The sequence below is a fragment of the Novacetimonas pomaceti genome (assembly GCF_003207955.1).
Taxonomy (GTDB): Bacteria; Pseudomonadota; Alphaproteobacteria; order Acetobacterales; family Acetobacteraceae; genus Novacetimonas; species Novacetimonas pomaceti.
Genome location: NZ_NOXG01000008.1, coordinates 58,610 through 84,948, shown reverse-complemented (window position 1 = coordinate 84,948; position 26,339 = coordinate 58,610). Strand labels below are relative to the sequence as shown.

Annotated in this window: 13 protein-coding genes; 4 read left to right on the top strand and 9 right to left on the bottom strand. The window is 62.4% G+C overall.

Annotated elements, in window-relative coordinates:
• Positions 1-305: 305 nt before the first annotated feature.
• The 6 genes from treY to glgA all read right to left on the bottom strand — a co-directional run bounded on the left by treY (position 306) and on the right by glgA (position 12,823).
• Positions 306-3,071 carry a malto-oligosyltrehalose synthase gene (gene treY / locus CFR71_RS09070; RefSeq protein WP_110530365.1) on the bottom strand — a complete coding sequence of 922 codons (2,766 nt, stop codon included), beginning with the start codon at positions 3,069-3,071 and terminating at the stop codon, positions 306-308.
• Complete coding sequence (gene malQ, locus CFR71_RS09065) at positions 3,068-5,122, bottom strand: 4-alpha-glucanotransferase (RefSeq protein ID WP_110530363.1); 2,055 nt, start codon at positions 5,120-5,122, stop codon at positions 3,068-3,070. Before malQ ends, treY begins: the two co-directional genes overlap by 4 nt.
• Complete coding sequence (gene treZ / locus CFR71_RS09060; RefSeq protein WP_110530361.1) at positions 5,115-6,893, bottom strand: malto-oligosyltrehalose trehalohydrolase; 1,779 nt, start codon at positions 6,891-6,893, stop codon at positions 5,115-5,117. Before treZ ends, malQ begins: the two co-directional genes overlap by 8 nt.
• Complete coding sequence (gene glgX / locus CFR71_RS09055) at positions 6,890-9,013, bottom strand: glycogen debranching protein GlgX (protein ID WP_165832071.1); 2,124 nt, start codon at positions 9,011-9,013, stop codon at positions 6,890-6,892. Before glgX ends, treZ begins: the two co-directional genes overlap by 4 nt.
• Entirely contained in the window at positions 9,010-11,178 is a 2,169-nt protein-coding gene (gene glgB / locus CFR71_RS09050) for a 1,4-alpha-glucan branching enzyme (RefSeq protein WP_110530359.1), read from the bottom strand. The genes glgX and glgB overlap by 4 nt, the downstream gene beginning before the upstream one ends.
• Positions 11,179-11,239: 61 nt before the next feature.
• Positions 11,240-12,823, bottom strand: coding sequence for a glycogen synthase GlgA (gene glgA / locus CFR71_RS09045; RefSeq protein WP_110530357.1), 1,584 nt, complete (start codon positions 12,821-12,823; stop codon positions 11,240-11,242).
• A gap of 612 nt (positions 12,824-13,435) precedes the next feature.
• Between glgA and pgm the strand changes: the two genes are divergently transcribed.
• Positions 13,436-15,097 carry a phosphoglucomutase (alpha-D-glucose-1,6-bisphosphate-dependent) gene (pgm, locus tag CFR71_RS09040; protein WP_110530355.1) on the top strand — a complete coding sequence of 554 codons (1,662 nt, stop codon included), beginning with the start codon at positions 13,436-13,438 and terminating at the stop codon, positions 15,095-15,097.
• Positions 15,098-15,200: 103 nt separating this feature from the next.
• Here pgm and CFR71_RS09035 read toward each other — a convergent pair whose 3' ends face one another.
• Positions 15,201-15,914 carry a TetR/AcrR family transcriptional regulator gene (locus CFR71_RS09035; RefSeq protein WP_239020334.1) on the bottom strand — a complete coding sequence of 238 codons (714 nt, stop codon included), beginning with the start codon at positions 15,912-15,914 and terminating at the stop codon, positions 15,201-15,203.
• 127 nt (positions 15,915-16,041) lie between these two features.
• On the opposite strand from CFR71_RS09035, the gene CFR71_RS09030 reads away from it, so the two are divergent.
• From CFR71_RS09030 to CFR71_RS09020, 3 genes are read left to right on the top strand one after another with little or no spacing between them, the layout of a single operon-like run.
• Positions 16,042-17,229, top strand: coding sequence for an efflux RND transporter periplasmic adaptor subunit (locus tag CFR71_RS09030; protein WP_110530352.1), 1,188 nt, complete (start codon positions 16,042-16,044; stop codon positions 17,227-17,229).
• 6 nt (positions 17,230-17,235) lie between these two features.
• A complete protein-coding gene (locus CFR71_RS09025; RefSeq protein WP_110530350.1) occupies positions 17,236-20,391 on the top strand; it encodes an efflux RND transporter permease subunit in 3,156 nt (1,051 codons plus the stop codon).
• The gene (locus CFR71_RS09020; protein ID WP_110530348.1) at positions 20,391-21,890 is read left to right on the top strand and encodes an efflux transporter outer membrane subunit; all 1,500 of its coding nucleotides are present in this window, start codon (positions 20,391-20,393) and stop codon (positions 21,888-21,890) included. The genes CFR71_RS09025 and CFR71_RS09020 overlap by 1 nt, the downstream gene beginning before the upstream one ends.
• Positions 21,891-22,079: 189 nt before the next feature.
• Here CFR71_RS09020 and CFR71_RS09015 read toward each other — a convergent pair whose 3' ends face one another.
• Entirely contained in the window at positions 22,080-24,299 is a 2,220-nt protein-coding gene (locus CFR71_RS09015) for a S9 family peptidase (protein ID WP_110530346.1), read from the bottom strand.
• Complete coding sequence (locus CFR71_RS09010; RefSeq protein WP_110530344.1) at positions 24,296-26,218, bottom strand: M61 family metallopeptidase; 1,923 nt, start codon at positions 26,216-26,218, stop codon at positions 24,296-24,298. The genes CFR71_RS09015 and CFR71_RS09010 overlap by 4 nt, the downstream gene beginning before the upstream one ends.
• Positions 26,219-26,339 lie beyond the last annotated feature (121 nt).

The window sequence follows — 26,339 nt, the reverse complement described above, 5'->3', positions numbered from 1 at the left end:
TTACTTTGGATATTAATGAAAATCATTCGTACAACTGATGTGGTCGGCGTCCTGATGAAGGCATTTTACATGTCATGACATTTCAGGTTGCCCATGTTATGCCCCACGTTCCCACGCGGACTCGGCGCCACAAAAAAAACATAATTCCGTATGTGGCGAAAAACCACTTTATTTGTCCCCCTGCGGACACACGTTTATTTTTACGGAATGGCAATGACATCCCGTATCATTTTAATTGCCATTTTATTTGTTTTGATATCGGTTTTTTAAAAAGACGACGCGTATCCGATGTGCCGTTCCAGTATTCATCCATCCTGAAACAGACATTCCACCGGAATGATGCCATGCAGAAACGACAGTGAAAGATTGCCATTTTCTTCATGGTTCCTGTCTGCATGCAATATGCTGCGCCACGACCCGCGTCCCGTCACCGGCAGGACCAGATGCGTCTGCGCCAGCATGCCGGTCTCAAGACTCAGATCGTGGGGGGAGGGAAGCAGTCCCCATGAATGGCGCATGACAACCGTCAGCAGGGATCGCCGTTCATGCCGTCTTACAAAGGCAATGACATGTTTCCTCGCCGGTCCAGATACCTCGACCTGTTCATAGGATCCAGCCTGGAACACAAGGGGATGTTCCGCGCGGAATGCCAGCAGGCGATGGAGGAGGTGAAGCTTGATTTCCCCCGTCCGCCATCGTGTCGCCAGTTGCCGCAGGGACGTCGCCTGCCGCAGGAATTTTTCACGCAGGCCATAATCAACCGGCCGCCGGTTATCCGGATCCACAAGCGTGAAATCCCACAACTCCGTTCCCTGATACAGATCAGGCACTCCCGGCAGGGTGCAGCGCAGCACGACCTGCGCCAGCGCATTCAGCGCGGCGGCAGGTGCAATCGCGCCAACCAGCGTATGCATGTCGGTCATGAACGCCCCAGAGAGCGCGGGATCCAGCAGGCGGTCAAGAAACACACGGCATGCGTCCTCGTATCCCGCGTCAGGATCCGTCCAACTGGTATGGCGCTTTGCCTCACGCAATGCCTTGAGCTGCCATGCGGCCATGCGCTCCTGAAAATCCTGTCGGGCCGCCGCGTCCGGCCATGGTTCCAGCGGCCATGCCCCCAGCATCGCCTGATACAGGATCAGTTCGTCCGCGCGGTCCGGCATCATCCGATGCTCGCGGCAATGGGCATTCCCCACGATCCACCGATTGACCAGCGCATGCCACTGTCCGGCAATCCCGCTCAGCACGGCGATACGCATGCGCGCGTCTTCGCCGCGTTTGTGGTCATGTGTCGCCGTCGCCAGAAGCGTATCTGGAAACATCCTGTGGCGACGCAGGTTTTCATCATGGAACCGCGCCACAGGCAGGCAGATCCGCGCCGGGTCGGAACCGACCTCATTGCGCGACAGCAATCGCCCGTATCTGTAAAAGGCGGTATCCTCAACGGATTTTGCGGCAAGGGGTGCCGTCAGGTGCTCAAAACGCTCCTGCGCGTTACACACTGCGGCATCCTGCCCGCCGGTCCTGCCAAGGATTGTCGTGATCCATTCCAGAACATCATGATACGACGGCAGAAGATCGGAACGGGCAGCTTTCGCAGCAACGTTGAGCGTCACATGATCCGCATGATGGCGCTCATGACCATTTTCAGAAAAATACGTTCGATAATAATGAAAGTTCACCAACAGGGCCTGCAGGGCGACCCCGATCCGTTCCATGCCATGGTCGCGGGTATCGATATCCGCCGCCGCGATCATGGCAAGCCGGGTCCGCAGGCCGAGCATTTCCGCCGGGAACGTATTGCGCAGGATCAGGTAACGGGCATTGTATTCCGTCATGGCAAAGGTGGGGCTGTCACTCACATGGTCGCGCCACAGCCCGTCCAGCACCGCCGTCCCCGCCGCATCATGCAGCACGGCGGAAACCTGATCCATGAAGTCGTATCCCGTCGTCCCGTCGACATTCCAGGATGAAGGAAGGTGTTCGCGCTCATGCAATATTTTCTCGACATGGATGGTAAGGCTGTCAGGCGCGGTCGGCGGACGCAGGTGCCGCACCGCCGACAGGCATTGACGCAGGCGGTGGCAGTAGGAGGCCGGACGCGTCAGGCCATCGACATGATCGACGCGCACACCATCGATCAGCCCGTCCGCGTACAGGTCGATAATATGGCGATGCACCGCGTCGAACACGTCTTCATGTTCGACGCACAGGGCCGCCAGGCCGGTTATATCGAAAAAACGTCGCCAGTTGATGAGATCCGGCGTCGTCCGCCACCATGCCAGCCGATAGGACTGCCGTTCCAGCAGGTCATGCAGGCGGGTCCGTCCACAGGCGCCCGTCGGGTCATGCTGGTCAAGTAGTGCCGAGATCGCGGCCTGTCCCGCCTCCGACCCGCTCCATGCCACCAGCCGTGACAGCGCGTGGCGGCATGCCTGCGTCCGGGTATTTTCGGCACCCAGATGATCGGCGCCCAGGGCGGAAAGTTCCTCGCACAGCCCGGGTGGCGCCCGCACGCCAGACAGCATGGCGCCGTAATCGCGTGGGCAGAGGGGGAAACGATGTTCGTGATGGTGGACAAAGAACATCCCCGTCGCCGCATCGAGGCCAAGGCGCAGCATCCCGTCCTTCAGCGCCTTTCCATATGGGCGATCAAGGAACGGGACAAGGATGCGCCCATGCAGCCATGGCGCGAAAGCATGCCAGTCGATATCGAAGAAATGGGCATGACGGCTGTCGCGTCCCCATGCCAGCACGTCTTCCCACCATTGGTTGCCCGAACCGCCGACGGCCATGTGGTTGGGCACGATATCGGCAATCAGTCCCATTTTGTGCGCGCGCAGGCATGTGACCAGACGACGCAGTGCGTCCTCCCCCCCCAGTTCCGGATTGACGCAGCCATAATCCAGCGTGTCGTACCCATGGGTGGAACCGGGACGCGCCTTCAGGATAGGGGAGGCATAGACATGGCTCAGCCCCAGGCGCGCGAAATAGGGAACCCGCGCCGCCGCGTCATCAAGGGTAAAGCCCGCATGCAGCTGCAGCCGGACGGTCGCGCGCAGGTCGTTCATGATACATCGCGTCCCTTGCGCACCAGCGCCAGCCTGGCCGCGACCTCCGCATCCGACAGGATGGGGCGGGTGGAGGCGGGATAGCGACGCCGCCAGTTGGGATGCCCGTCAACCGTGCCGGGCAGGTTGGGCTGCTCGATCAGGCCAAGGGCATCTTCCAGCGGCAGGATCACCAGTTGCGCCGCCGTCATCCCCAGAAACCGGGCGGCAGCATCCACGACTTCCTGCGCCCCTTCGGGCGTGATGGGGGGGACGGGGGCGGATGGCGCCTGCGCGTTCAACACGCGCCACAGTTCCGTGCGCTCCGCCTGGCGTTCCGTCCGCATCGCGCGCAGGCTCCGGCGCGGGCCAACCTGCTTCAGCCGTTCGCGCCAGTCGATATCGGTCCCCAGCCACCAGCCGGCCACGGTCGGCAGGTCATGCGTGCCCGTCATCCCGACAGAGCCGGGGGGCCATTCCCCGGCCTCCATGAACGTCCCGTCCCCGTGGCGCTGGAACCACAGGACGCTCATCCCCATGATGGAATGCCGCCGTGCCTCCCGACGGAAGGCAGGGGCGACCGTGCCCAGGTCCTCGCCCACCACGATGGCCGCGTGGCGCAGGGATTCCAATGCGATCAGGCGCATCAGGTCCTGCCCCGGAAAGGCCAGATATGCCCCGTCGGTCGGCGCGCCGCCCTCGGGGATGATCCACAGTCGCTGCAATCCCATCACATGATCGATCCGCAGCCCGCCGCCATGCGCGAACCCCGCGCGCAGTGTCTGGATGAACGCCGCATATCCATGCCGGCGCAGCCCGATGGGGGAAAAACCCGTCAGTCCCCAGTTCTGTCCCATCGGACTGAGGACATCGGGGGGGGCGCCGATCGACAGGCCGGTCAGGAACTGCTCCTGCTGCGCCCAGCACTGGCTTCCCGCCGGGTCGACGCCAATCGCCATATCCATGACAAGGCCGATTTTCATTCCCGCGCCACGTGCGCCTTCGCACGCGCGACGCAGGCTGGTGGCCGCCATCCATTGCAGGAATTCATGAAATCCCACCTCGGACGGATTGGAACGCGCGAACCCGTCCACTTCATCGCTGTCGGGACGACGCAGGGAGGCCGGCCACATGCGCCAGTCCCCGCCTTTTGACCCTTTTCCAATTTCGTGCGCGTGCAGGGCCTCGAAAATGGCATGACGTCGCAGAGGCGCGCCGCCACGCGCCACGAAATCGGTCATGTCGGCAGGTGGCGCGGGGGCGATGACGTCATCGTACAGCCTGCGCAGCAACGCCATGCGCAGGCGGGCGGCCCGTGGCCAGTCGATCAGCGCCGCACTTTCCAGACGCGCCAGATCGTCGCCCATGTCCTTTTGCGCATGCATCGCCATGGTGATGTCATGGCCACTGAAAACACAGCGCGGATCGGCAAGCAGCACGTTGAGGAACAGGCGGCTGGAGGGGGAATAGGGACTGTACTGCTGTGGGACGGCCGCGAACATCGCGTGTACCGGACTTACCGCTAGGGCATCGGCCCCATGCGCCGCCGCCTGGCGGGCCAGCGATTCAACCGCGCTGAAATTCCCGATCCCGCCATCATGCGCGGTGCGCAGGCCGTATATCTGCGCCGCCATGCCCCACAGGCGCGGATGATCGCTGCCCGCCCGCATCGCCACGCTGCAGCAACGCGTGGGTGCTACGGCAAGGGTCGTTACGGCGTCAGCAACGTGCAGCCGATGATATCCGGGCTGCGGCACGGCCGGCAGCCTGCAGGTGCCGTCGGCCTGCGCGCGCAGGAATCCCTCCAGCGATCCGCCATCCTCCAGCTCCAGATGGAATGTCCCGCTTCCGCGTAGCACGTCGCCGGGCAGAGGGGTGGGACGATCAACCTCTGTCACGACCAGCGGGGGCAGGACCGGCGTTTCCGCAAGGGCCGCCTCTTCCTTTTCCAACACCCGGAGAAGGTGCCGCAGGTTATCCACGCTGACATGATGCCTGTGTCCCGCCGCGTCCTGCCAGCGTGAACTCAGCCCCAGGGCGCGCAGCCGCGCGCCCGGCACACGTTCATCCATGCGCGCCCTCCGTCATGAAAACCCTGACGCCATACGCGGGCAGATGCTCCTCCGCCACGTCACGGGGCGGAATGGCGCACAGCAGCCGGTCCGCGCAGGGCGGGATATCGGTTACGGGCGCGGCGCCCAGATTGAGCAGGATCGTCAGGATCGCGTCATCGTTCATGCGCCAGCGCGCCATGACCGCCGCGGGGCCCAGCGCCTGCGCGTCGAGCGCGTGCGCACCACGCAGGCGCGGGATGATCCATTGCGCCCGCAGGGCAAGCAGGCGCGTGGTCAGGTTGATGCGGTCCTGGGCCGCGGTCGAAAGACGATCCGACTGCAACAGGCGCGAGGCCTCGAACGTCGCGGGATCGTTGGGGTCGGGAATGGTTTCGCATTTCGCCGGATCGGAAAAATATGAAAAGGCCGACAGTTCCCTGCGCCGGCCATCACGCACGATATGGCCAAGCGCCTCATTATGGCTGGTAAAGAACAGGAAGGGGCGCGTGCTGCCCCATTCCTCGCCCATGAACAGCATCGGGATCTGGGGCGACAGCAGCAGCAGGACATAGGCCGCCCGCAGGGCGCGTGGGTCCGCCAGGACATCAAGGCGTTCGCCAAAGGCACGGTTGCCGGTCTGGTCATGGTTCTGCAGGAACAGGATGAAGCTGGTGGCAGGCAGGTCGCCGCTGGGGCTGCCACGCGGCGCGCCGGTCACGGGTTCGACCTGTCCCTGGAACAGGAAGCCATCACGCAGCACGGTCGCCAGTTCACGTGCCGTGCCGGTTTCAAAATTGCCGTAATATCCCTCAGTCTCGCCGGTCAGCAGGACATGCAGGACGTTATGGCCATCGTCATTCCACTGTGCATCGAACCCGCATCGCAGCAGGTCCGCGTCATTGTTGCGGTTTTCCAGCATCAGGTGGACGCGTCGGCCCGGTTCAACCGTCCGGCGTACGCGCATCAGCAGTTCCACAAGCCAGTCGCGTTCCGTGATCGCGTCCACCGCATCGAGGCGAAGCCCGTCGAAACGGTATTCCATCAGCCAGTACAGCGCATTATCCAGGAAATAGGTCCGCACCTGCGGCACGCTGAAATCAATGGCCTGCCCCCATGCGGTATGGGACCCGGCGCGGAACACGGGGGCCGCGTACTGCGCCAGATAATTTCCGTCAGGGCCAAAATGGTTATAGACGACATCGAGGAAGACCATCAGCCCGATCCGGTGGGCGGTATCAATCAGGGTCTTCAGATCCCCGGGCGTGCCATACGAAGATTCCGGCGCGTAAGGCAGCACGCCATCATACCCCCAGTTGCGGCCGCCCGGAAATTCCGACAGCGGCATCAGTTCGACGGCACTTACCCCCAGCGCCGCGAGACGGGGCAGGTCATCGCACAGGGCCCGAAAGCCACCGGCAAGTCCGACATGCACCTCGTATATGACCGTTTCTTCCCATCGGCGTCCGGTCCACTGCGTACTGCGCCATTCATGGGCGTTGGGATCGACCACCATGCTGGGGCCATGCACATCATCCGGCTGCGCCCGTGACGCCGGGTCCGGCACCAGAAGGTCCGGGCCAATGCGATAGCGATAGCGCGTGCCCGCGCCCACCGGGGCGATACATTCAAAGAACCCTTCGGCATCCCTGCGCATCGGAAGCGGTGGCTGCCCGTCCTCGATCTGGAGGGAGACGTCATCGCATGACGGGGCCCACAGCCGGAACAGCGTGCGCGACGGATCCAGCACGGTGGCCCCCATCGTGGTGCGATAGGCGTGACGTGTGCTCATGATGGCATTTCTTTCGCTACGCCCTGTGGCGTGAAAGACAGGAACAGGATGGAATGGGCCGCGACCCGCACCGTGCGCGCCATCCTTTCGCCCGTCAGGGGACCGGATGGTTCCGCGCTGTCGAGCAGCAGGCGCCATTCCCCATCCGGATCGGGCAGCGTGCACGTGGCATCCTGAAAACCGGGATTGAGCAGCAGGAACGTGACATCCGCCGCCCCGGCAGGGTGACGGCAGGCACGACGCAGGCCCAGCACGCGATCATTGGGATCGTTCCATTTTTCCGGCGTCATGGCCGTGCCATCGGCGGCATGCCACGAAATATCCGTGATATCGGGGGAGGGACAGTGCCGGTCGTGCCAGAACGTGTCCCCCCGGACCGACGGATGCGCCTGACGCAGGGCGGTCAGTTTCGCGACATAGGCCCGCATTTCGCGCCCCTGTGCTTCGTCGGCCCGCGACCAGTCAAGCCAGCTTGTCGCATTGTCCTGGCAATAGGCATTGTTGTTGCCCTGCTGGGTCTGTCCGAACTCGTCCCCCGCCAGCAGCATGGGCGTGCCCTGCGCCAGAAGAAGCGTCGCCAGCATGCCACGGCGCACGAGGGTCCGGGTCCGGTTGATCCCCGGATCGTCCGATGGCCCTTCGGCGCCCCAGTTCGCGCTCAGGTTGTCGGCATGCCCGTCCCGCCCGTCTTCGCCGTTCGCCGCGTTATGGCGTTCGGCGTAGCTGACCTGATCCATCAGGGTGAACCCGTCATGCGCCGTCACGAAATTGATGGAGGCCCACGGACGCCGGCCGCGACGGTCGAACAGGTCCCCCGATCCCGACAGGCGTACGGCCATGTCGCCACGCTGCAGTTCATCACCGCGCCAGAACCGCCGCGTGGTATCGCGGAAGCGGTTGTTCCATTCCGCCAGCCCGGGCGGAAAATTGCCCAGCTGATAGCCACCCGGCCCCGGATCCCACGGTTCCATGATCAGCTTGAGCCGACAAAGCACCGGGTCCTGCCGCAGGGCGTCGAAAAATCCCGAACACGGGTCAAAGCCATAGGATTCACGACCCAGCGTGGTGCCGAGGTCAAAGCGGAAACCGTCGATATGGAAATTCACCGCCCAGTAACGCAGGGAGTCCATCACCATCTGCAACACGCGCGGGTGCGAAAGGTTCAGCGTGTTCCCACAGCCCGTATCGTTGATGAAATGCCGTTCGTCAGCAGGGACCAGCCGGTAATACGTGGCATTGTCCAGACCGCGCCATGACAGCGTCGGCCCCAGTTCGTTTCCTTCGCAGGTGTGGTTGTAGACCACATCCATGATGACCTCGATCCCCGCTTCATGCAGGCGCCGGATCGCGGCCTGCATTTCATGCACGGACCCATCCGAAAGATAGGCCGGATGCGGGGCGAAGAAACCCAGCGTGCTGTAACCCCAGTAATTGGTCAGCCCGCGTTCCAGCAGGAAACGGTCGCGCGCGAAGGCCTGTACGGGCATCAGTTCCAGCGTCGTCACCCCCAGCTTCGTCAGGTATTCGATCATGGCGGGATGCGACAGGGCGCGGAACGTGCCCCGTTCGGCTGGCGGGATGTCGTCGCGCAGGATCGACATGCCACGCACATGGGCCTCCATGATGACGGTACGTCCCCACGGCACTGCGGGCAGGCGGTCCTTGCCCCATTCAAACCCGCCGCCGCTCACCACGCATTTGGGCATGGCCTGCCCGCTGTCGCGACGGTCGAAGGACAGGTCCCCGCGTGGTCCGCCGATACGGTACCCAAACAGCGCGTCGGACCAGACCAGCGAACCGTGCAGCCCCCGTGCATAGGGATCAAGCAGCAGCTTGTGCGGATTGAACCGGTGCCCGCGCACGGGATCATAAGGCCCGAAGGCGCGAAATCCGTACAGCAGGCCGGGGCGCCCTTCGGGCAGGTATCCATGCCAGACCTCGTCAGTGTATTCCGGCAGGCAGAAACGTGCGACCTCCCGGCGGCCCGCCTTGTCGAAAATGCACAGGTCCATGCGCTGCGCATGGGCGGAAAACACGGCGAAATTGACCCCCAGCCCGTCCCATGTCGCCCCAAGCGGATAGGGGCTGCCTGCCTCCAGCCGGGTGGGCCATGTCGTCATGACAGGTCGGCCTGTGCCATGCTGAGATACAGCATGCCCAGGGGCGGCAGGCTGAGGACGAAGGAATGTTCAAACCCGTGCGCCCCATGATCGTGCGCATGGACCCCGCCTGCGTTTCCCACGCCGGCGCCGCCATATTCAACCGCGTCGCTGTTGAGGATTTCGCGCCAGTATCCCCGATAGGGCACGCCGACACGGTAATCATGGCGGACCACGGGTGTCATGTTGCAGATGACCAGCACGGGCGCGCTGTCCGCCGCATGCCGCAGCCAGGCGAAGACGCTGTTCTGCGTATCGTCGCGGATCACCCATGAAAACCCGTCAGGCACGCAGTCGCCACGATGAAGGGCGGGATACGCACGATAAAGCCGGTTCAGGTCCCCCACCATGCGACGCATTCCGACCGACGCGGGCAGGCGCGAGGCCTCCCAGTCCAGCTGCCCTTCGGGGTTCCATACGCCCTGCTGCGCCAGTTCCAGCCCCATGAAAAGCAGCTTCTTGCCGGGCCAGCCCCACATGAACGACAGGTATGTCCGCATGCACGCCTGTTTCTGCCACGCATCCCCGGCCAGACGCGACAGCAGCGACCGCCCGTCGCGCATCCCTTCGACATGTGCGTGGCAGAGAATGAACTTTTCTGAAAATGCCGTATCCGACCGGGCGATGATGCCCGCATGATCTCCGCCGCGCCATAACGGATCGCGTTCCATATAGGCCGCCAGCATCCGCGGCAGGGCGGTATTCCACTGAAAGGAAAATCCCATGCCGCCGTGCGTCACGGGCGCGGTGACGCCGGATGCCGACAGGGTATCGGACGCGATGACAACAGCGCCCGGCACGCGTTCGGCAATGGCTTCGTTAAGTTCGCGCAGGAAAACAGCCATTTCTTCCTGCTGTTCCGCCGGAACGGGCTGCGTATCCACGCGCAACCCGTCAAGGTGATAGCGCTCCAGCCACATCAGGGCGCTGGAGATCAGGAAACCGCGGACTTCACGGCGCCCCAGATCATAAAACAGCGGCCTTCCTTCCATCAGGGAAGTGGCGGGGGGATGCGGATGTTCGTATAATGCCGTGCCATCGAAACAGGCATTCCCGTGCATGTCGGGGGGCAGGCGATCAGGCACCCAGTCAAGGATCACCCCCGTCTGCATGGCATGACATGCATCCACGAAACGCGCGAAGCCTTCCGGCGGCCCGTGCCGCGCCGAAGGACAGAACAGTCCCAGCGGCGGACAGCCCCATACCCAGCCGGATGGATGTTCCATGACGGGCATGAGGCCGATATGGCTGAAGCCCCCGTCCCGCGCATGTGGCAGCAGTTCGCGCGCCAGGTCATCCCATGACATGGTAAGGGCGGGATCGCCCGTGGGACGACGCCACGACGGGGCATGGACCTCGTATATCGCGATAGGGGCCTCATCGGCCTGCCTGAGCCCACGATCGCGCATCCATTCCCCGTCGGTCCATGTAAAAGGGGAGGGGGCGACAATGATCGACGCGGTGGCGGGCGGGATTTCGGCGCACAGGGCAAAAGGGTCCGACTTGTGTGGGCCAATGCGTCCGTTATGGTCCAGTATTTCGTATTTGTACCGTTCCCCCGCGCCGATCCCGGGAATGAATATTTCCCATATGCCCGCCTCATGCCGCAGCCGCATCGGATGGCGGCGTCCATCCCAGATATTGAAATCCCCCACGACCGATACACGCCGGGCATGCGGCGCCCATACCGCGAAACGCACCCCCGCGACGTCCTCGACCCGCATGGGACGCGCGCCCATGACCTGATCCAGCCTGACGGGACGGCCTGACAGGAAGAGATCCATTTCATGTTCGCTGAGCAGCAGGGGAAAGGAATAGGGATCGGCCGTTTCCTCCACCCCGTCGGCCCATGTCACCTTCAGGCGATAGGCCGCCCCCGCGGAAACATGCCCGATGTAAAGGCCGCCATCGTCAACGCGGCGCATCGGGCGTTCAGTCCATCCGCCATTGCGTCGCGCGACCACCAGACGCACCCGGCGCGCGTCGCGGTAAAAGACACGTATGATATCAACGGACCCTGCATTATGCCGCCCCAGAATGGAAAACGGGTCGCCACAGGTGCCATCAAACAGCGCGCCGGCTCCATCGGGAATGGAATAAAGGAGTTTATCATCCGGTCTTGGCATTACTTTGAAATCCGCCGCCATTTCGAAAACAGTCGCGTCACAGAAAGGAATATCGCGATATTCAGTGCGGGATTCTGGTGCGTGGCCTGGGCTGGCGGGCAATCGCGCGCCGCGCGGACGGATCGTCACGACGCAGGGGAACCACGTTGTCATCGCTGCGCAACTGCGGTCGCGCGCGCGCGACAACCGCGCGGAACAGGTTGGCGTATTGCGCTGCCTTGCCACACCACGAAACGTCATAGGCGATGGCGTTGCGTTGCAGGACGGACCAGGCGGCCGGGTCGCGAAAAACCATGCGCGCGCGCCGCACTTCCGCGACAAGGGCCTGCGCATCGACGGGGGAAAACAGGAACCCTGTCGCCGCATTGCCCGCGATCGCGGCCGCATTGGCATCAACGATGGTATCCGCCAGTCCGCCCACCCGGGATGCAATCGGCACGCTGCCGTAATGGCACGCGCTCATCTGCGTCAGGCCGCACGGTTCAAAACGCGAAGGCATCAGCATGGCGTCAGCCGAGGCCGGCATGCGATGGCCCAGCGCCTCGCTATATCCCAGATGACAGGCAAACCGCCGGGGAAAACGACGCTGCAGGGCGGACAGTTCGCGCTGGATCGGCAGGGACCCGCTGCCAACCACGACAAGCTGGGTATTGTCCTGCAGGATTTCGTCAGCGGCCTGCGACAGCAGGTCGATGCCTTTTTGCATCGTCAGGCGGCTAACGATCCCCAGAAGGAACGCATCGGGATCCTGCGGCAGGCCGAATTCCGCCTGCAGCGCCCGTTTGTTGGGCCTGCGTCCCGCAAGATCGCGCAGGCGATAGGGGAAATGGACGTCGGGATCATGTTCCGGGTCCCATATGTCGGTATCAATCCCGTTCAGGATGCCCGTCAGCACCCGCGAGCGTGTCCGAAGCAGCCCGCCAAGTCCCATGCCCCCTTCGGGCGTCTGGATTTCGCACGCATAGGTGGGCGATACGGTCGTAATCCATGCGGAGAAATGAAGCCCGGCCTTCAGGAAACCGATATTGCCGTAATATTCCACACCGTCGATGCACATGGCCCGTTCCGGCAGGCCCAGGCGGGACAGGGCGGAGGGTGGAAAACAGCCCTGAAAGGAAAGGTTATGGATCGTCTGGATGACAGGCGGCGCGACAGAACCGTCATAATGCAGGTATGCCGCCGTCAGCCCGGCCTGCCAGTCATGGGCCTGCACCAGGTCGGGACGATACCCATCGATCATGCCCTGCGCGATGTGTGCCGCCACGCGGGCCAGAACGGCGAAACGGATATCGTTATCGGGCCAGTCATTCCCGTCCGGCCCCATATAGGGGTCACCGGGACGGTCATACAGGGCGGGCACGTCGAGTATGAAAATATCATTCCCGCACAAGCAACTTTCCCATATCGTCCCGGAATGTCCCAGCACATCCGAAAAGCGCGCGGCGCATCGCGGGTTTCCCATCGCCGACAGAAGCGCGGGATATCCCGGCACCAGCGTGCGCGTCCTGATCCCGTGGCGGGCCAGCGCATGGGGAAGGGTGCCGACGATGTCGCCAAGTCCCCCCGTTTTTACAAAAGGAAACATTTCCGATGCTACGGACAGCAGTTCCACCGGGCAGGCTGGATGCGTACTGGCAAAATTCATCCGCGAAAGGCCCCCATTGCGAAAACCGTGGAACAGTCTGTCTTCGTGCAACGCAGACTGACTGCCACGGTGCGGCAATCACGGTTAAGTGATGTATGGGGAGGGGGGAATATTTACATAATATTTCCTGAATATTATTTTGTTTCCGGATTAATTTATTAAAAAACATATTAATTAATACTTGAAAAAGCATCCTGCCCTGAAATTCCGCACCATATGCCGGAATAATGGAAACCTGCTGACAGCTGCATGATTATGTCAGTAATTGCCGATGATCTGCGTCAATTACCACGCAGGACAGAAAAAGTATAAACACAGGGTATGACCAATTTTATGGGAATGTGGATATGAGCATGCATATTTAAACCTGTCATTCCGGCGGATGTTGCAAAACAGACACATCGTTGTCTTTCAACATCGCCTGCACGCGGTCTATCGCTTCCATCCCATGGCCATTCCCGCAGGTCCGCGACAAAATACATGAACCGCCATTTCCCGTCTCGACGCAGGCACATTTCATCATGTACAGATCGTCACTGAATGAACGAGATATTCCCGTGATCGTCCAGGCGGACACCCCACATACCCGAAATCCTTTCACGGAGACACCTAATGTCCACCAATATCAGTCCCCTGGCCGGGAAACCCGCACCGGCGTCCATTCTGGTCAATATTCCACGTCTGATGACCGCTTATTTCACGGGCAAGCCTGACCCGAAGATCCCGACACAGCGGGTTTCGTTCGGCACATCGGGACATCGCGGTTCCTCGCTGAGCAACAGCTTCAACGAACACCACATCCTCGCCATCAGCCAGGCCATCTGCCTCTATCGCGCCAAGGCAGGCATCACTGGCCCGCTGTTCATCGGCATCGACACGCATGCCCTGTCCGAAGCGGCACTGGCCAGTGCGCTGGAAGTGTTCGCCGCCAACAAGGTGCAGGTGATGATTGATCAGGATGGCGGCTATACCCCGACACCCGTCATCTCCCACGCGATCCTGACCTATAACCACGGTCGCAAGACCGATCTGGCGGATGGCGTGGTCATCACCCCGTCGCACAACCCGCCGGAGGATGGGGGTTTCAAATACAACCCGCCCAACGGCGGTCCGGCCGATACCGACGTCACCACATGGATCCAGAACAAGGCCAACGAGTTCCTTGAGGCCCGGATGGAAGGCGTGCACCGCATCGCGTATGCGCAGGCCCTCAGGTCGCCACATGTCCACAAATACGATTACATCACGCCCTATGTCGCTGACCTGGAAAATGTCGTCGACATGGCGGCCATCCGTGATTCGGGCGTAAAGATCGGGATCGACCCGCTGGGCGGTGCCGCGGTTCATTACTGGAAGCCGATCATCGAACGTTACGGCATCAACGCAACGGTCGTCAGCGAGGAAGTCGATCCCACCTTCCGCTTCATGACCGCCGACTGGGACGGCAAGATCCGCATGGACTGCTCGTCGCCCTATGCTATGGCACGGCTGATCGACCTGCGTGACAAATTTGACGTCGCGTTCGCCAATGACACCGATGCGGACCGTCATGGAATTGTCACCCGCACATCCGGGCTGATGAACCCCAACCATTATCTTTCGGCAGCAATCTCCTACCTGTTCAACCAACGGGCGGGATGGGGCAAGGATGCCGGCGTTGGCATCACCTTGGTCAGCAGCGCGATGATCGAACGCGTCGCCAAGATGCTGGGCCGCAAATTCGTGGAAATGCCGGTCGGGTTCAAATGGTTCGTCGACGGGCTGAGCAATGGCTCCCTGGGCTTCTGCGGGGAGGAAAGCGCGGGCGCGTCCTTCCTGCGCAATGACGCGGGCGCATGGTCCACGGACAAGGACGGGATCATCCTCGGCCTTCTGGCGGCGGAAATCACGGCCAAGACGAAACTTGATCCCAGCCAGATCTATACGCAGCTGACCCAGAAGCTGGGCACACCGTTCTATGCCCGCATCGATGTCGCGGCCGACCCTGAACAGAAGGCACTGCTCAAGAAGGTTTCCGCCGATCAGCTTGCCTATCTGACCGAACTGGGGGGACAGCCCGTGCGCGCCAGGCTGACAAAGGCGCCGGGGAACAACGTCGCCTTTGGTGGCATCAAGGTCACGGCGGAAGATGGCTGGTTCGCGGTCCGTCCGTCCGGAACGGAAAACGTCTACAAAATCTATGCCGAAAGCTTCATCAGCGCGGATCACCTCAAGCAGATCCAGCAGGAGGCACAGCAGGTCGTATCAACCCTGTTTGAAAAGGCGAAGGCCTGATTTTACGACAACCGGGCCACGATCATGGCCCGGTTTTCTGTGACTGACACTGACTGACACCCCGTCCGGGCCATAGCCGCGTCACACATGCGGTTTTCATGGTTCAGGCGGGGTGAATGCTTTTCAGGCCAGACAGGAAAATCCGCACGGCCATACCTGTGCGATGCTGGATGACGTCGCAGGTAAGGGGCTTTTGCGCACAGCCCAGCGTTTCGAAAATGAAATCGCCCACCGTCATCCCGAACAGCATTTTTCCCCATGAACGGACGTTGGTGCGGGCATATCCGTGCTGCCTGCAATAGGCCTGCAGCCACGTCTCCAGCGCATTATCCTCGCCACCGGTTTCCAGCGTCGCGATGATTTCGCGCACGTCCTCGGACTCGGAACTTTCCGTGATGATCGCCCGGATCAGGGAAATACGGTCCGGACGCAGGATCGTGCGCGCCAGATCGATCAGCAGGCTGGTCAGTTCCTCTTCCGCCGTCGTGGCCTCGGGCGCCACCTGTGGCCTTACATCGAACAGGCGATCACGGATCAGGATCTGAAACAGTTCCAGCTTGGACGGAAACATCTTGTACAGCGTGCGCTTGGACATGCCCGAACATTCGGCCACCTTGTCCATCGATGCACCGTGGTATCCGTGCTTTTGCAGGACCTTGCACGCAGCCTCCAGGATACGTTCACGCCTGACGCATTCCTCCATCTCCGGCGGGCGGCCGCAACGCGGCTTTTCCTCGGCAGGGGGGCAGGCTGTATCCTGCAATTTATGGCTGTTGCTGTTTTCCATCACCTCGCCCAGTTGCGTACGCCGTGTCACGACAGACGGCTTGACCGCCTTATGAAGACGATATAGTTTTCATTCCCTAGAAAACCAAGTGGTTTCTTTTTCCTCCGTCTCCCCCGGGCACGTCGTGCATGCCGCATTCTGAAACAGGATTTTTCCGATGTCGTGGCAGACAGACTGCAAAGGCAAGGTCAAGACTTTGAAAAGCCAGCGTTATTTTCAGGCCATCGCCCCGGCCGCTGTCCTGCTTGCCCTTGCGGGCTGTGACCGCAAGGGAGCCCCCCCTGCGCCGCCCCCGCAGCAGGTCACCTTTGTGACGCTCAAGGCGCAACCTGTTGAAATCACCACCACGCTGCCCGGACGTACGGAGGCTTTTGAAATCGCGCAGGTCCGCCCGCAGGTCAGCGGCGTAATCGAACAGCGCCTGTTTACCGAAGGTTCGGACGTCACCGCCGGACAGCAGCTGTATCAGATATATGCCGCCCCGTACCAGGCTGCCTATGATTCGGCAAAGGGACAACTGGTCCGCGCGCAGGCGGCGGAGATGACGGCGCGCGCGAAGCTCAACCGTTACGGACCGCTTGTGCGTGCCCATGCCGTCAGCCAGCAGGATTACGACGATGCCCTTGCCGCCGAGAAAGAGGCGCAGGGCGAGATCCTGACCGCGCAGGGGCAGGTCGAACGCGCGGCCGTCGATCTGGGCTATACCAAGATGTATGCCCCCATCACCGGGCGGATCGGACGGTCGCTGCTGACGGTCGGTGCGCTGGCGATCGCGAACCAGAACAGTAACGTGGCGATCGTGACGCGGCTGGACCCCATCTATGTGGACGTCAACCTGCCGGCCACCGAACTGCTGCGCTTCCGCCGCGAACTGGCGCAGGGACGGCTGCAGCGCAACGGGGACAACACCGCAAGCGTGTCGATCCAGCTGGAGGACGGGACGAAATACGAACATCCCGGCAGCATGGAATTCTCCGAAGTCAACGTCGATGAATCGACCGCCACGGTGATCGTGCGGGCGATCATGCCCAACCCGGACAAGCTGCTGCTGCCGGGCATGTATGTGCATGCCCAGCTTATGGAAGGCACCGACCCGAAGGCGCTGCTGGTGCCGCAGCAGGCGGTGCTGCGCAATTCGCATGGCGATCCGCAGGTCTGGGTCATCGATGCCGCCAACAAGGTCAGCCTGCGCCCGATCACGGTCGGGCAGGCCATTGGCACGAACTGGCTCGTAACCGACGGGCTGAAGGGGGATGAGCGCGTGGTGGTCGAAGGATTGCAGAAAATCCATCCGGGCGACACCGTCACCCCGCTCGACGCGGCCGCCCCGGCCAAGGCAGGATAACACCCCATGTCGCTGTCGCGCTTTTTCATCGACCGGCCCGTCTTCGCATGGGTGATCGGCCTGATCATCATGCTTGTCGGCGGGGTCTCGATCTTCCGGCTGCCCATCGCGCAGTATCCCAGCATCGCCCCGCCACAGATCGCCATATCGGTGACCTATCCCGGCGCGTCCGCCAACACGGTGAACGATACGGTGGTGCGCCCGATCCTGCAGCAGATGTTCGGGCTGGACCATCTGGAATACATCTCCGCGCAGTCCTACGCATCGGGGCAGATGGAAATCGACCTGACCTTCGCGCAGGGCACCAACCCCGACATCGCGCAGGTGCAGGTGCAGAACAAGCTGCAGCTGGCCCAGCCACGCCTGCCGCAGGAGGTCACCGCACAGGGGCTGAGCATTACGAAGGCCGTCAAGAACTTCATGATGGTGATCGCCTTCATTTCGACCGACAACAGCATGAGCGGCGCGGATATTGCCGATTATGTATCGTCCAATATCTCCGACCCGCTCAGCCGCGTCACGGGCGTGGGCGACCATACGCAGTTCGGCTCCGAATATGCCATGCGCATCTGGCTGGACCCGAACAAGCTGTACAAATACGGCCTGACGGTCGGCGACGTGCAGACCGCGATCCAGACCCAGAACATCCAGGTTTCGTCGGGTGAACTCGGCGGGGTGCCCGCAGTCAGGGGCGCGCGGCTGGACGCGACCATCATCGGCCCGACGCGCCTGAGCTCGCCCGAGGAATTCGGCAGGATCCTGCTGCGGGTGCAGCAGGACGGATCACAGGTGCGCATCCGTGACGTGGCCCATGTGGAACTGGGACCGCAGACCTACAACACCTATTCCGCCTACAACAACATGCCGGCATCCGGCATGGCGCTGAAGCTTGCCCCCGGCGCGAACCAGCTCCAGACCGAAACGGCGGTGCGCGCGCAGATCCATGAGCTGGAGCAGTTCTTTCCGCCGGGGCTCAAGACCGTCTATCCGCTGGATACGAAGCCGTTCATCGTCCTGTCGATCCAGGAAGTGGTCATCACCCTGGCCGAATCGATCGCCCTGGTGTTCCTGGTGATGCTGGTGTTCCTGCAGAACTTCCGCGCGACCCTGATCCCCACGATCGCGGTGCCGGTGGTCCTGCTGGGGACGTTTGGCATCCTTGCCGCGCTGGGCTTTTCCATCAATACCCTGACCATGCTGGCGATGGTGCTGGCGGTGGGCCTGCTGGTGGATGACGCCATTGTCGTGGTCGAGAATGTCGAGCGCGTGATGACGGAGAAGAAGCTCTCCCCCGCCGAAGCGGCGCGCCAGTCGATGGATGAAATCTCGGGGGCGCTGGTCGGCATCGTGCTGGTGCTGACGGCGGTGTTCCTGCCCATGGCCGCCTTTGGTGGCTCGACCGGCGTGATTTACCGGCAGTTCTCCATCACCATTGTCGCGGCCATGTGGCTGTCGGTCGTGGTGGCGATGATCATGACGCCCGCCCTGTGCGCCACCATGCTCAAGCCCGGCACGCATGAAAAGACGACGGGAGCCGCGGGCTGGTTCAACCGGCATTTCACGCGCCTGACCAATGGATACCAGAACGGCGTGCGCCGCGTGCTGGGACATGCAGGTCTTTCCATACTGGCGTTCGTGCTGATCACGGCGGGTGTTGGCTGGCTGTTCATGAAACTGCCGGGCGGCTTCCTGCCGGATGAGGATCAGGGCCTGATCTTTGGCCAGATCACCATGCCGCCCGGCTCCACGCTGGAACAGACGGCCGCCGTCAACAGCAAGGTCAGCGATTATATCCTCAGGACCGAGGGCCGGAACGTCGAATCCGTCTATGCCATGAACGGCTTCAACTTCGCCGGACAGGGCCAGAGCGCCGGCGCCTTCTTCATCCGGCTCAAGGACTGGGACGAACGCCCGGCGGCGTCGCAGACATCCACGGCGATTGCCGGTCGGATCATGCAGCATTTCTGGGGCGACCCGGTGGCGCAGATCTTTGCCATCAACCCGCCCGCGGTCCTGGAACTGGGCAATGCCACCGGCTTTGACCTGGAGCTGGAGGATCGCGGCCACGTCAGCCATGCCCAGCTGCTGGCGGCGCGCAACATGGTGCTGGGCCTTGCGTCAAAAGACCGCCGTCTGGCGGCAGTGCGGCCCAATGGCATGGAGGACGCGCCACAGTTCCATCTGGACATCGACCGCGAAAAGGCGAATGCGCTGGGCATCAGCATCGCCGACATCAATACCACCATCGAGGGCGCGCTGGGCTCGATCTATGTCAACCAGTTCATGCGAGATGACCGTGTGAAGCAGGTCTATATCCAGGGCGAAGCGGATTCCCGCATGATCCCCGACGACCTGAACAAATGGTATATCCGCAACGCCACGGGTGGCATGGTGCCGTTCAATGCCTTCGTTTCGGGGCAGTGGATCGTGGGGCCGCAGAAGGTCGAGGACTATAACGGCCTTAACGCCTTCGAAATCCTTGGCCAGCCCGCTTACGGCTACAGTTCGGGTGATTCGATCGCGGCCATGAAGGAAATCCTTGCCAAGCTGCCCCCCGGCATCGGTTACGAATGGACCGGCCTGTCGTTCGAACAGATGGCATCGGGTTCCTCCACCGGGCCGCTCTATGCGCTGGCGCTGGCCGTCATCCTGCTCTGCCTTGCCGCCCTGTATGAAAGCTGGGCCATCCCATTCGCCGTGCTGCTGGTCATCCCGCTGGGCGTGCTGGGGGCGATTGTCGCGACCCTGCTGCGTGGCATGGCCAATGACGTCTATTTCCAGGTCGGACTGCTGACCACGGTGGGACTGGCGGTGAAGAACGCCATCCTTATCGTGGAATTCGCCAAGGCGTTTTTCGAAAATGGCGCCACGCTGGAAGAATCCGTGCTCGAAGCCGGGCGCGAACGCCTGCGTCCCATCCTCATGACCTCCATCGCGTTCGTGGTCGGCGTGTTCCCGCTGGCGATCGCAACGGGCGCAGGTTCGGCCGCGCGCGTGGCCATCGGCACCGCCGTGGTGGGGGGCATGCTGACGGCGACACTGCTGGCTGTCTATTTCGTGCCGCTGTTCTTTGTCGTGGTCCTGCGCCTGTTCAAGGTGCGCCGCATGAGCGAACGCGCGCAACCCACCACAGCCCCTGAACTCCCGGGGGGAGAGCACTGATGAACAAGGTTTCACTTCGTGGTGTGGCGCTGTGCGCCGTAACCGCGCTTGTGACGGGATGCACCATGATCCCGCATTACAAGCGGCCCGTGGCCCCGGTTTCCAAAAGCTGGCCGTCCTATGCGACCACAGGCCAGCCGGTCATGGAAAATACGCTGGCCGCCGATCTCGGCTGGTCGGAATTCTTTACCGATCCGCGACTGAAGGCGCTGATTGCCATTGCCATACGTGACAATCGTGACCTGCGGCAGGCCGCGGCCAACGTCCGCCGGGCACAGGGACAGTTCGACATCCAGCATGCCGGGCTGTTTCCCCAGATCGGCGGCAATGGGGGCGCGATGTTCCAGGGACCGTCCCGCGCCGCGGGTCTGAGCTTCGCGCCAGGTCTGGACGCCGGATCCAACCCGCCCATGTTCAAATACTTCAACATGGGCATCGGCTTTTCATCCTATGAAATCGACCTGTTCGGCCGTATCCGCAGTCTCTCCCGGGAGGCGGCCGAACATGCGCTGATGCAGCGCGATAATGCGCGCGCCATGCTCATCAGCATCATTGCCCAGGTTGCGAACGCCTACATCTCGTGGCTGGGGGATCAGGAAGCCCTCAAGCTGTCTGAAGAAACCATGAATTCGCAAAAGGCCACCCTGGACATGGTCCGGGCCAGATTCGAACATGGGGAGGCGGACCAGCTCACCCTGCGGCAGACCGAAACGCAGGTGGAACAGAGTGCCGCCTTCATGGCGGATTCACAGCGCCGGGTGGAGCAGGATACGAACCTCCTCACGCTTCTGATCGGTGCGCCAATCCCGGACAACCTGCCGCCGCCGCGTCCGTTCGGTCAGCAGACCCTGATGCAGGACCTGCCGCCCGGCCTGCCATCCGACGTACTGGAACACCGCCCGGACGTTATCGCGGCGGAACATGACCTGAAGGCGGCCAATGCCGATATCGGCGCGGCAAAGGCAGCGTTTTATCCACGCATCACCCTGACGGCATCGGACGGCATCAGCAGCCTGCAGCCGCATCGCCTGTTCACGGCGGCCGGCACCACATGGGGGGTTTCCCCGCAGCTGCAGGTCCCCCTGCTGAGCTGGGGACAAAACAGCGGCAACCTCAAGGCGTCGCGTGCGGAACGTAACGTCAAGGTCGCGGCCTATGAAAAGACGGTCCAGTCAGCGTTCCGTGAAGTAGCCGACGCGCTGGCGGGACGTTCGGCCTACCATTATGAAGGCGAGCAGGTTGACCAGCTTGTCACGTCCTCGGCCGATGCCTACCGGCTGGCGAAGATGCGCTACGAAGCCGGGACGGATTCCTACCTGACCACCCTTGAATCACAGCGCTCCCTGTATCAGGCCCAGCAGTGGCAGATCTTCGTGCTGGTTTCGAAATACCAGAACCTGGTCACGCTTTATCGTGCGCTGGGGGGCGGATGGACCGAAAAGACGGTGCAGCAGACCGCTACGGCATCCTCCGGATCTTCTGACAGGAAGAAAGGATAGGGAAAGGGGCGTCCGTCATCCTGCTTCATGGATGCGGCGGATAAAAAACCGCCAACGACCTTTTATGATCGTCGGCGGGATCGGCCCGAGTGCCCTTGCAGGGAAAATACAAAGATGCCGCCTTTTTAAAAAAAGGCGGCATCCAAAAAACTTCTGTTATTTTTCAGAAGGTTGTTTCCAGACAGCCCCTTATCCGGACTTGCCGGAACGTACCGGCGGCAGATGGTCTTTCAGATAACGCATGCGGGCAATCGAGACATTGGCGCGCAATGTCGGATCGGACAGCATGTGCGTCCCCGGCAGCAGCATCAGATCATACGGACGTCCCGCCGTAATCAGGGCACGCGTCAGCTTCAGGGTATTGATGAAATAGACGTTATCATCCGTCACCCCATGGATCAGCATCAGGGGACGGGACAGGTTCTTTGCGTATGTCAGGACATTACTGGTGCGATAGCCAGCGACATCCTGATCCGGCAGTCCGAGATAGCGTTCGGTATAGGCGGTGTCATAATCGGAAAAATCGACCGGCGGCGCGCCAGCCACGCCTGCGCGGAACAGTTCGGGATGCCGCATGACCGCCATGGCGGTGAAGTACCCACCGAATGACCAGCCATAGACACCGACACGGTTCATGTCCATTTCGGGGAACTTCTGCCCCAGGGCCTTCACCCCGGCGACCTGATCCTCCAGCGGTGCATCGATCAGGTCATTCCTGATCGCGCGCTCCCAGTCCCGATCACGGCCCGGCGTGCCACGGCCATCAAGGCTGACGACAATGAAACCCTGATTGGCCAGACACTGTTTTTCCGCATGCATGCGCGGCGCGCGCAGGACTTCCTTGTATCCCGGCCCGGCATAGACCGACAGGATGACCGGCAGGCGCTGCCCGCGACGGAAATTGACGGGCCTGACGACCATCGCGTCATATCCCTGCGCCCCCACCGTCAGGAACTGCATGTTGAATGCCGGAAGGGCCTGCGCCACGTCGGGCAATGTCGCCGTTACCCGGCCGTCATGGTCCCGCAGCGTGACATGCACGCTTCCATCGGCGGCGTTGAAGCGGTCGATAAACGCGTCATGCTGGTCCGACGTGAAATGCACCTGATGCAGCCCGGCATCCGTCGCCAGCGGCGTTATCGCCCCGGTATCCAGATCCTGCCGATAGACGGCCGTTCCCATGCGGTCCGGCGTCGCCGTGAAGGTGATCGCATGATGCGCCTCGTCAACATCGTCAAGCGAGGCAAAAGGCAGGTCCGCGGGAGTCAGCACGTGGTCGAGCGTGCCGTTCGCATGCCGCATCTCCAGCTGCCACTTCCCGCTGCGTTCCGATGCCCACAGAAAATGCTGCCCGTCCTTCAGCCAGTGGGGCAGGGACAGGCCCGTGGTCCGCGCGGTGGGCGCGATATTCACCCATGCCGGGTCATGTTCCGCCAGCAGTTCGGTCGTCCGGCCCGTGCGCGGATTGACATCCAGCACCCGTTCCTCGCTCTGCGCACGGTTCATCACCACCAGTGACAGCCGCCCGGTCTCCTTCGACCAGACCACGCGCACGACATAGGGGTAGGCATTGTTGTCCCAGCGTATCCAGCGGGTATGGCCACCGTGGCGTTTTATGATGCCCAGACGCACCTTGGCGTTGGGCGTGCCAGCCTTGGGATAGCGAAAGGCAACCGGCGGCGTCGCGGGATTTTCAGGGTCCGCGATGTAATGCTCCTCCACCCCCGAAAGATCCGCTTCCTCATAAACGAGGGAGCGGCTGTCGGGCGACCACCACATGCCGTCATGACGGTCCAGTTCCTCGGCCGCCGCGAATTCCGCCACGCCATGGGTCAGGTCCGCCTTGCCGCCACGCGTGACGCGATGCGACCTGCCACTGTCAAGTGCTATGACATGGACATCATTATCCTTGACCGCGGCGATATAGCGTCCATCCGGCGACAGGCGCGGCGCGCCCCACTGATCGCCCGGCAGCGCCGAAACGCCGTGATCGGTCAGGTTCACCTTCAGCAGCCGTCCCGCCTGGCTGGCGATGGCGGACCTGCCGTTGTCCGCCACCTCGAACGCGGTCACGCCTGTCATCGTCAGGCGCGCGCGTTCGCGCCGGGCCTTTTCCTCAACCGACAGGTGCTCGTCCTTTGACGCCACATGCGTCAGGGCCGTTTCCTGACCGCTCGCGATGTCATAAAGCCACAGCTGCAGCGCAGTATCGCGCGGTCCACTACGCAGGAACAGCGCGCCACGCCCATCGGGCGTGAGCGTCGCGTTACGTGGAAGACCCAGCGAATACCCCTGGGTGGCGGCACTCTGCGCAAAGCAGTCAAGCGAGGTATCGGCCGCCCGCGCCCCGCCATGCCATGCCGCCAGCAGCAGGCTTCCCATCAGCAGGTTGCGTGCCGACTGCCTCATTGTGCAATCGTCCGGGGCTTGAGGATATCGGCCAGCATGTCGGGCGTGTTGGCGATACGTTCCAGCCGGGGATAGCGCAGGCCCCCGTGATAGGCGATGGAAACCGTCTTGTAACGGTCACCCGCGCGGATCAGCAGGCGGATCGGCGCGCTTCCTGCCGCGGTCGCCGCGGTGATCGCATCCGACAGGGTGTCCCCGTCGTATGCCAGGTCGTTAACAGCCACGATTTCCTCGTCCATCGTCAGGCCGGCCTGCCATGCGGGGCTGTTCCATTCGACGTTCAGCAGCTTGCCCTTCTGGTTGACGGCGAAGCCGAGGGAGAAGGTGTAGTCGTTCATCTTCAGCAGCGCCTGACGCGCCGACTGGTAGGCGGAGGGCTCCTTCGCGTAAACCAGCTTGTAACCACCGCGCGTCAGCCCCTCCAGCGGTGCGTGCTGGGTCACCACATCCACGCGGTCATGCAGGAACTTGGCCCAGTCGTACGGCTGCACCGCGTTGAGTGCCGCGATCATGTCCTCGCGGCGATAGGTATGCGTCACGACGCTGCCGTCATCGACGCCGAAGAACTGCCGCGCCACGTCATCCAGCGAATGCTGCCCGTGTGAAAGCTGGCGCAGGAGCGTATCGGCCTCCAGCCACAGCAGCTGGCCTTCGGAATAGTAATCCTCGCTCCGCTGCCAGCTGCGCCATGACAGGGAGGTACGCCGCGCGATCACGGGATCATTGGTCGTATCGACCAGCGGACGCCACAGGCGGCCGGCACGCCCGTCATAGGTCGCCGCCACCAGCGCAATCGCGTCAAGGACCTGCGGCTGGGTCATCAGGCCACTGCGCGCGGCAAGGACATATCCCCAGTACTGGGTCTGGCCTTCATAAATCCACAGCAGGGAACCGCGATGCGGGGTATTGAAATCGGCCGCCCACAGATCCTCGGGGCGACGGAATTTGCCGTTCCACGAATGGGTGAACTCATGCGGGAGCAGATCGCGGAAGGGGAAGGTCTTGTCCCATTTCGTGAAATAGCCGCGCGGACCGCTGTTTTCGCTGGACTGATGGTGCTCAAGCCCGATACGGCCCAGCTCCTCCGTCAGGGCGAGCAGGAAGTCATAATGCTCGTAATGGTGGGAACCAAAGACCGCGTTGGCCTGCTGGACCAGGTTGCGGTGCGCCTGGATCTGGTCCGGCGTTGCCTCCAGCTCCTCGGGGCGGTCGGCGATGACGTTCAGGGCCACCGGCGCGCCATGGGCGGGCGTCAGGTCGAAACGACGGAAGTAATGACCGGCAAAGACGGGCGAATCAACCAGGCGGTCAAACGACGTATCCTGGAACGTGACGCTGTCCCCGGGCGCGGCACCCGCGCGTGGACGCAGCGCGGTGCCGTACTGCCACCCATGGGGCAGGACCAGCGTGGGGGACACCGTTATGTCGCGGGTGTAATATCCCGCCGGGTACAGGGCGACCGCGTTCCACTGCACATTGAGCATGTCGGGCGTCATCACCACGCGTCCGACCTCTGGCGACACGGGCGTCAGGATCTGGAAATCCAGCGTCACGCTGCTGGTGCCGGCGGACACCGGAATATGAAAGGCGCTGATGTCAACCGTATCGCGAAGCCATGCGACACTCTGGCTGCCCGCATGGACGGACAGGCCGCCAAGCTGCGTGATCGGGCCGGTAGGCGAATGGTCGCCGGGCAGCCACATCGGATACCGGACCACCAGATCCCCGCCATGGGCGGAAAGTTCGGACGGGACCGGAACCGTTTCATGCACATTATAGATGTGGCGGGCAAGGTCGGTTCCGTCCACCTTCAGCGCGATGGTGCCCGGCATATGCACGTCACGGGCGGGGGGAACCGCGGGGGGCAGGGCGAGCTGCTGCGGAGCGGCCGCGCGGACCTCCGCAGCAGCGGCATTCATCGCCACGAAAACCGCCAGTCCTGACAGGCCTGTCAAAAGAATAGACCGCAAAACGCATACTCCAGAAATATTGAACAGGTCATTGCGAACATCAGAAACCGCCTCCCGGACGGAGCAGGAA

What these genes read in the sequence shown, in the direction of transcription:
- treY (WP_110530365.1), bottom strand. Translation starts at nt 3,071, where the DNA reads ATGAACGACCTGCGCGCGACCGTCCGGCTGCAGCTGCATGCGGGCTTT.
- malQ (WP_110530363.1), bottom strand. Translation starts at nt 5,122, where the DNA reads ATGGATGAACGTGTGCCGGGCGCGCGGCTGCGCGCCCTGGGGCTGAGT.
- treZ (WP_110530361.1), bottom strand. Translation starts at nt 6,893, where the DNA reads ATGAGCACACGTCACGCCTATCGCACCACGATGGGGGCCACCGTGCTG.
- glgX (WP_165832071.1), bottom strand. Translation starts at nt 9,013, where the DNA reads ATGACGACATGGCCCACCCGGCTGGAGGCAGGCAGCCCCTATCCGCTT.
- glgB (WP_110530359.1), bottom strand. Translation starts at nt 11,178, where the DNA reads ATGCCAAGACCGGATGATAAACTCCTTTATTCCATTCCCGATGGAGCC.
- glgA (WP_110530357.1), bottom strand. Translation starts at nt 12,823, where the DNA reads ATGAATTTTGCCAGTACGCATCCAGCCTGCCCGGTGGAACTGCTGTCC.
- pgm (WP_110530355.1), top strand. Translation starts at nt 13,436, where the DNA reads ATGTCCACCAATATCAGTCCCCTGGCCGGGAAACCCGCACCGGCGTCC.
- CFR71_RS09030 (WP_110530352.1), top strand. Translation starts at nt 16,042, where the DNA reads ATGTCGTGGCAGACAGACTGCAAAGGCAAGGTCAAGACTTTGAAAAGC.
- CFR71_RS09025 (WP_110530350.1), top strand. Translation starts at nt 17,236, where the DNA reads ATGTCGCTGTCGCGCTTTTTCATCGACCGGCCCGTCTTCGCATGGGTG.
- CFR71_RS09020 (WP_110530348.1), top strand. Translation starts at nt 20,391, where the DNA reads ATGAACAAGGTTTCACTTCGTGGTGTGGCGCTGTGCGCCGTAACCGCG.
- CFR71_RS09015 (WP_110530346.1), bottom strand. Translation starts at nt 24,299, where the DNA reads ATGAGGCAGTCGGCACGCAACCTGCTGATGGGAAGCCTGCTGCTGGCG.
- CFR71_RS09010 (WP_110530344.1), bottom strand. Translation starts at nt 26,218, where the DNA reads ATGAATGCCGCTGCTGCGGAGGTCCGCGCGGCCGCTCCGCAGCAGCTC.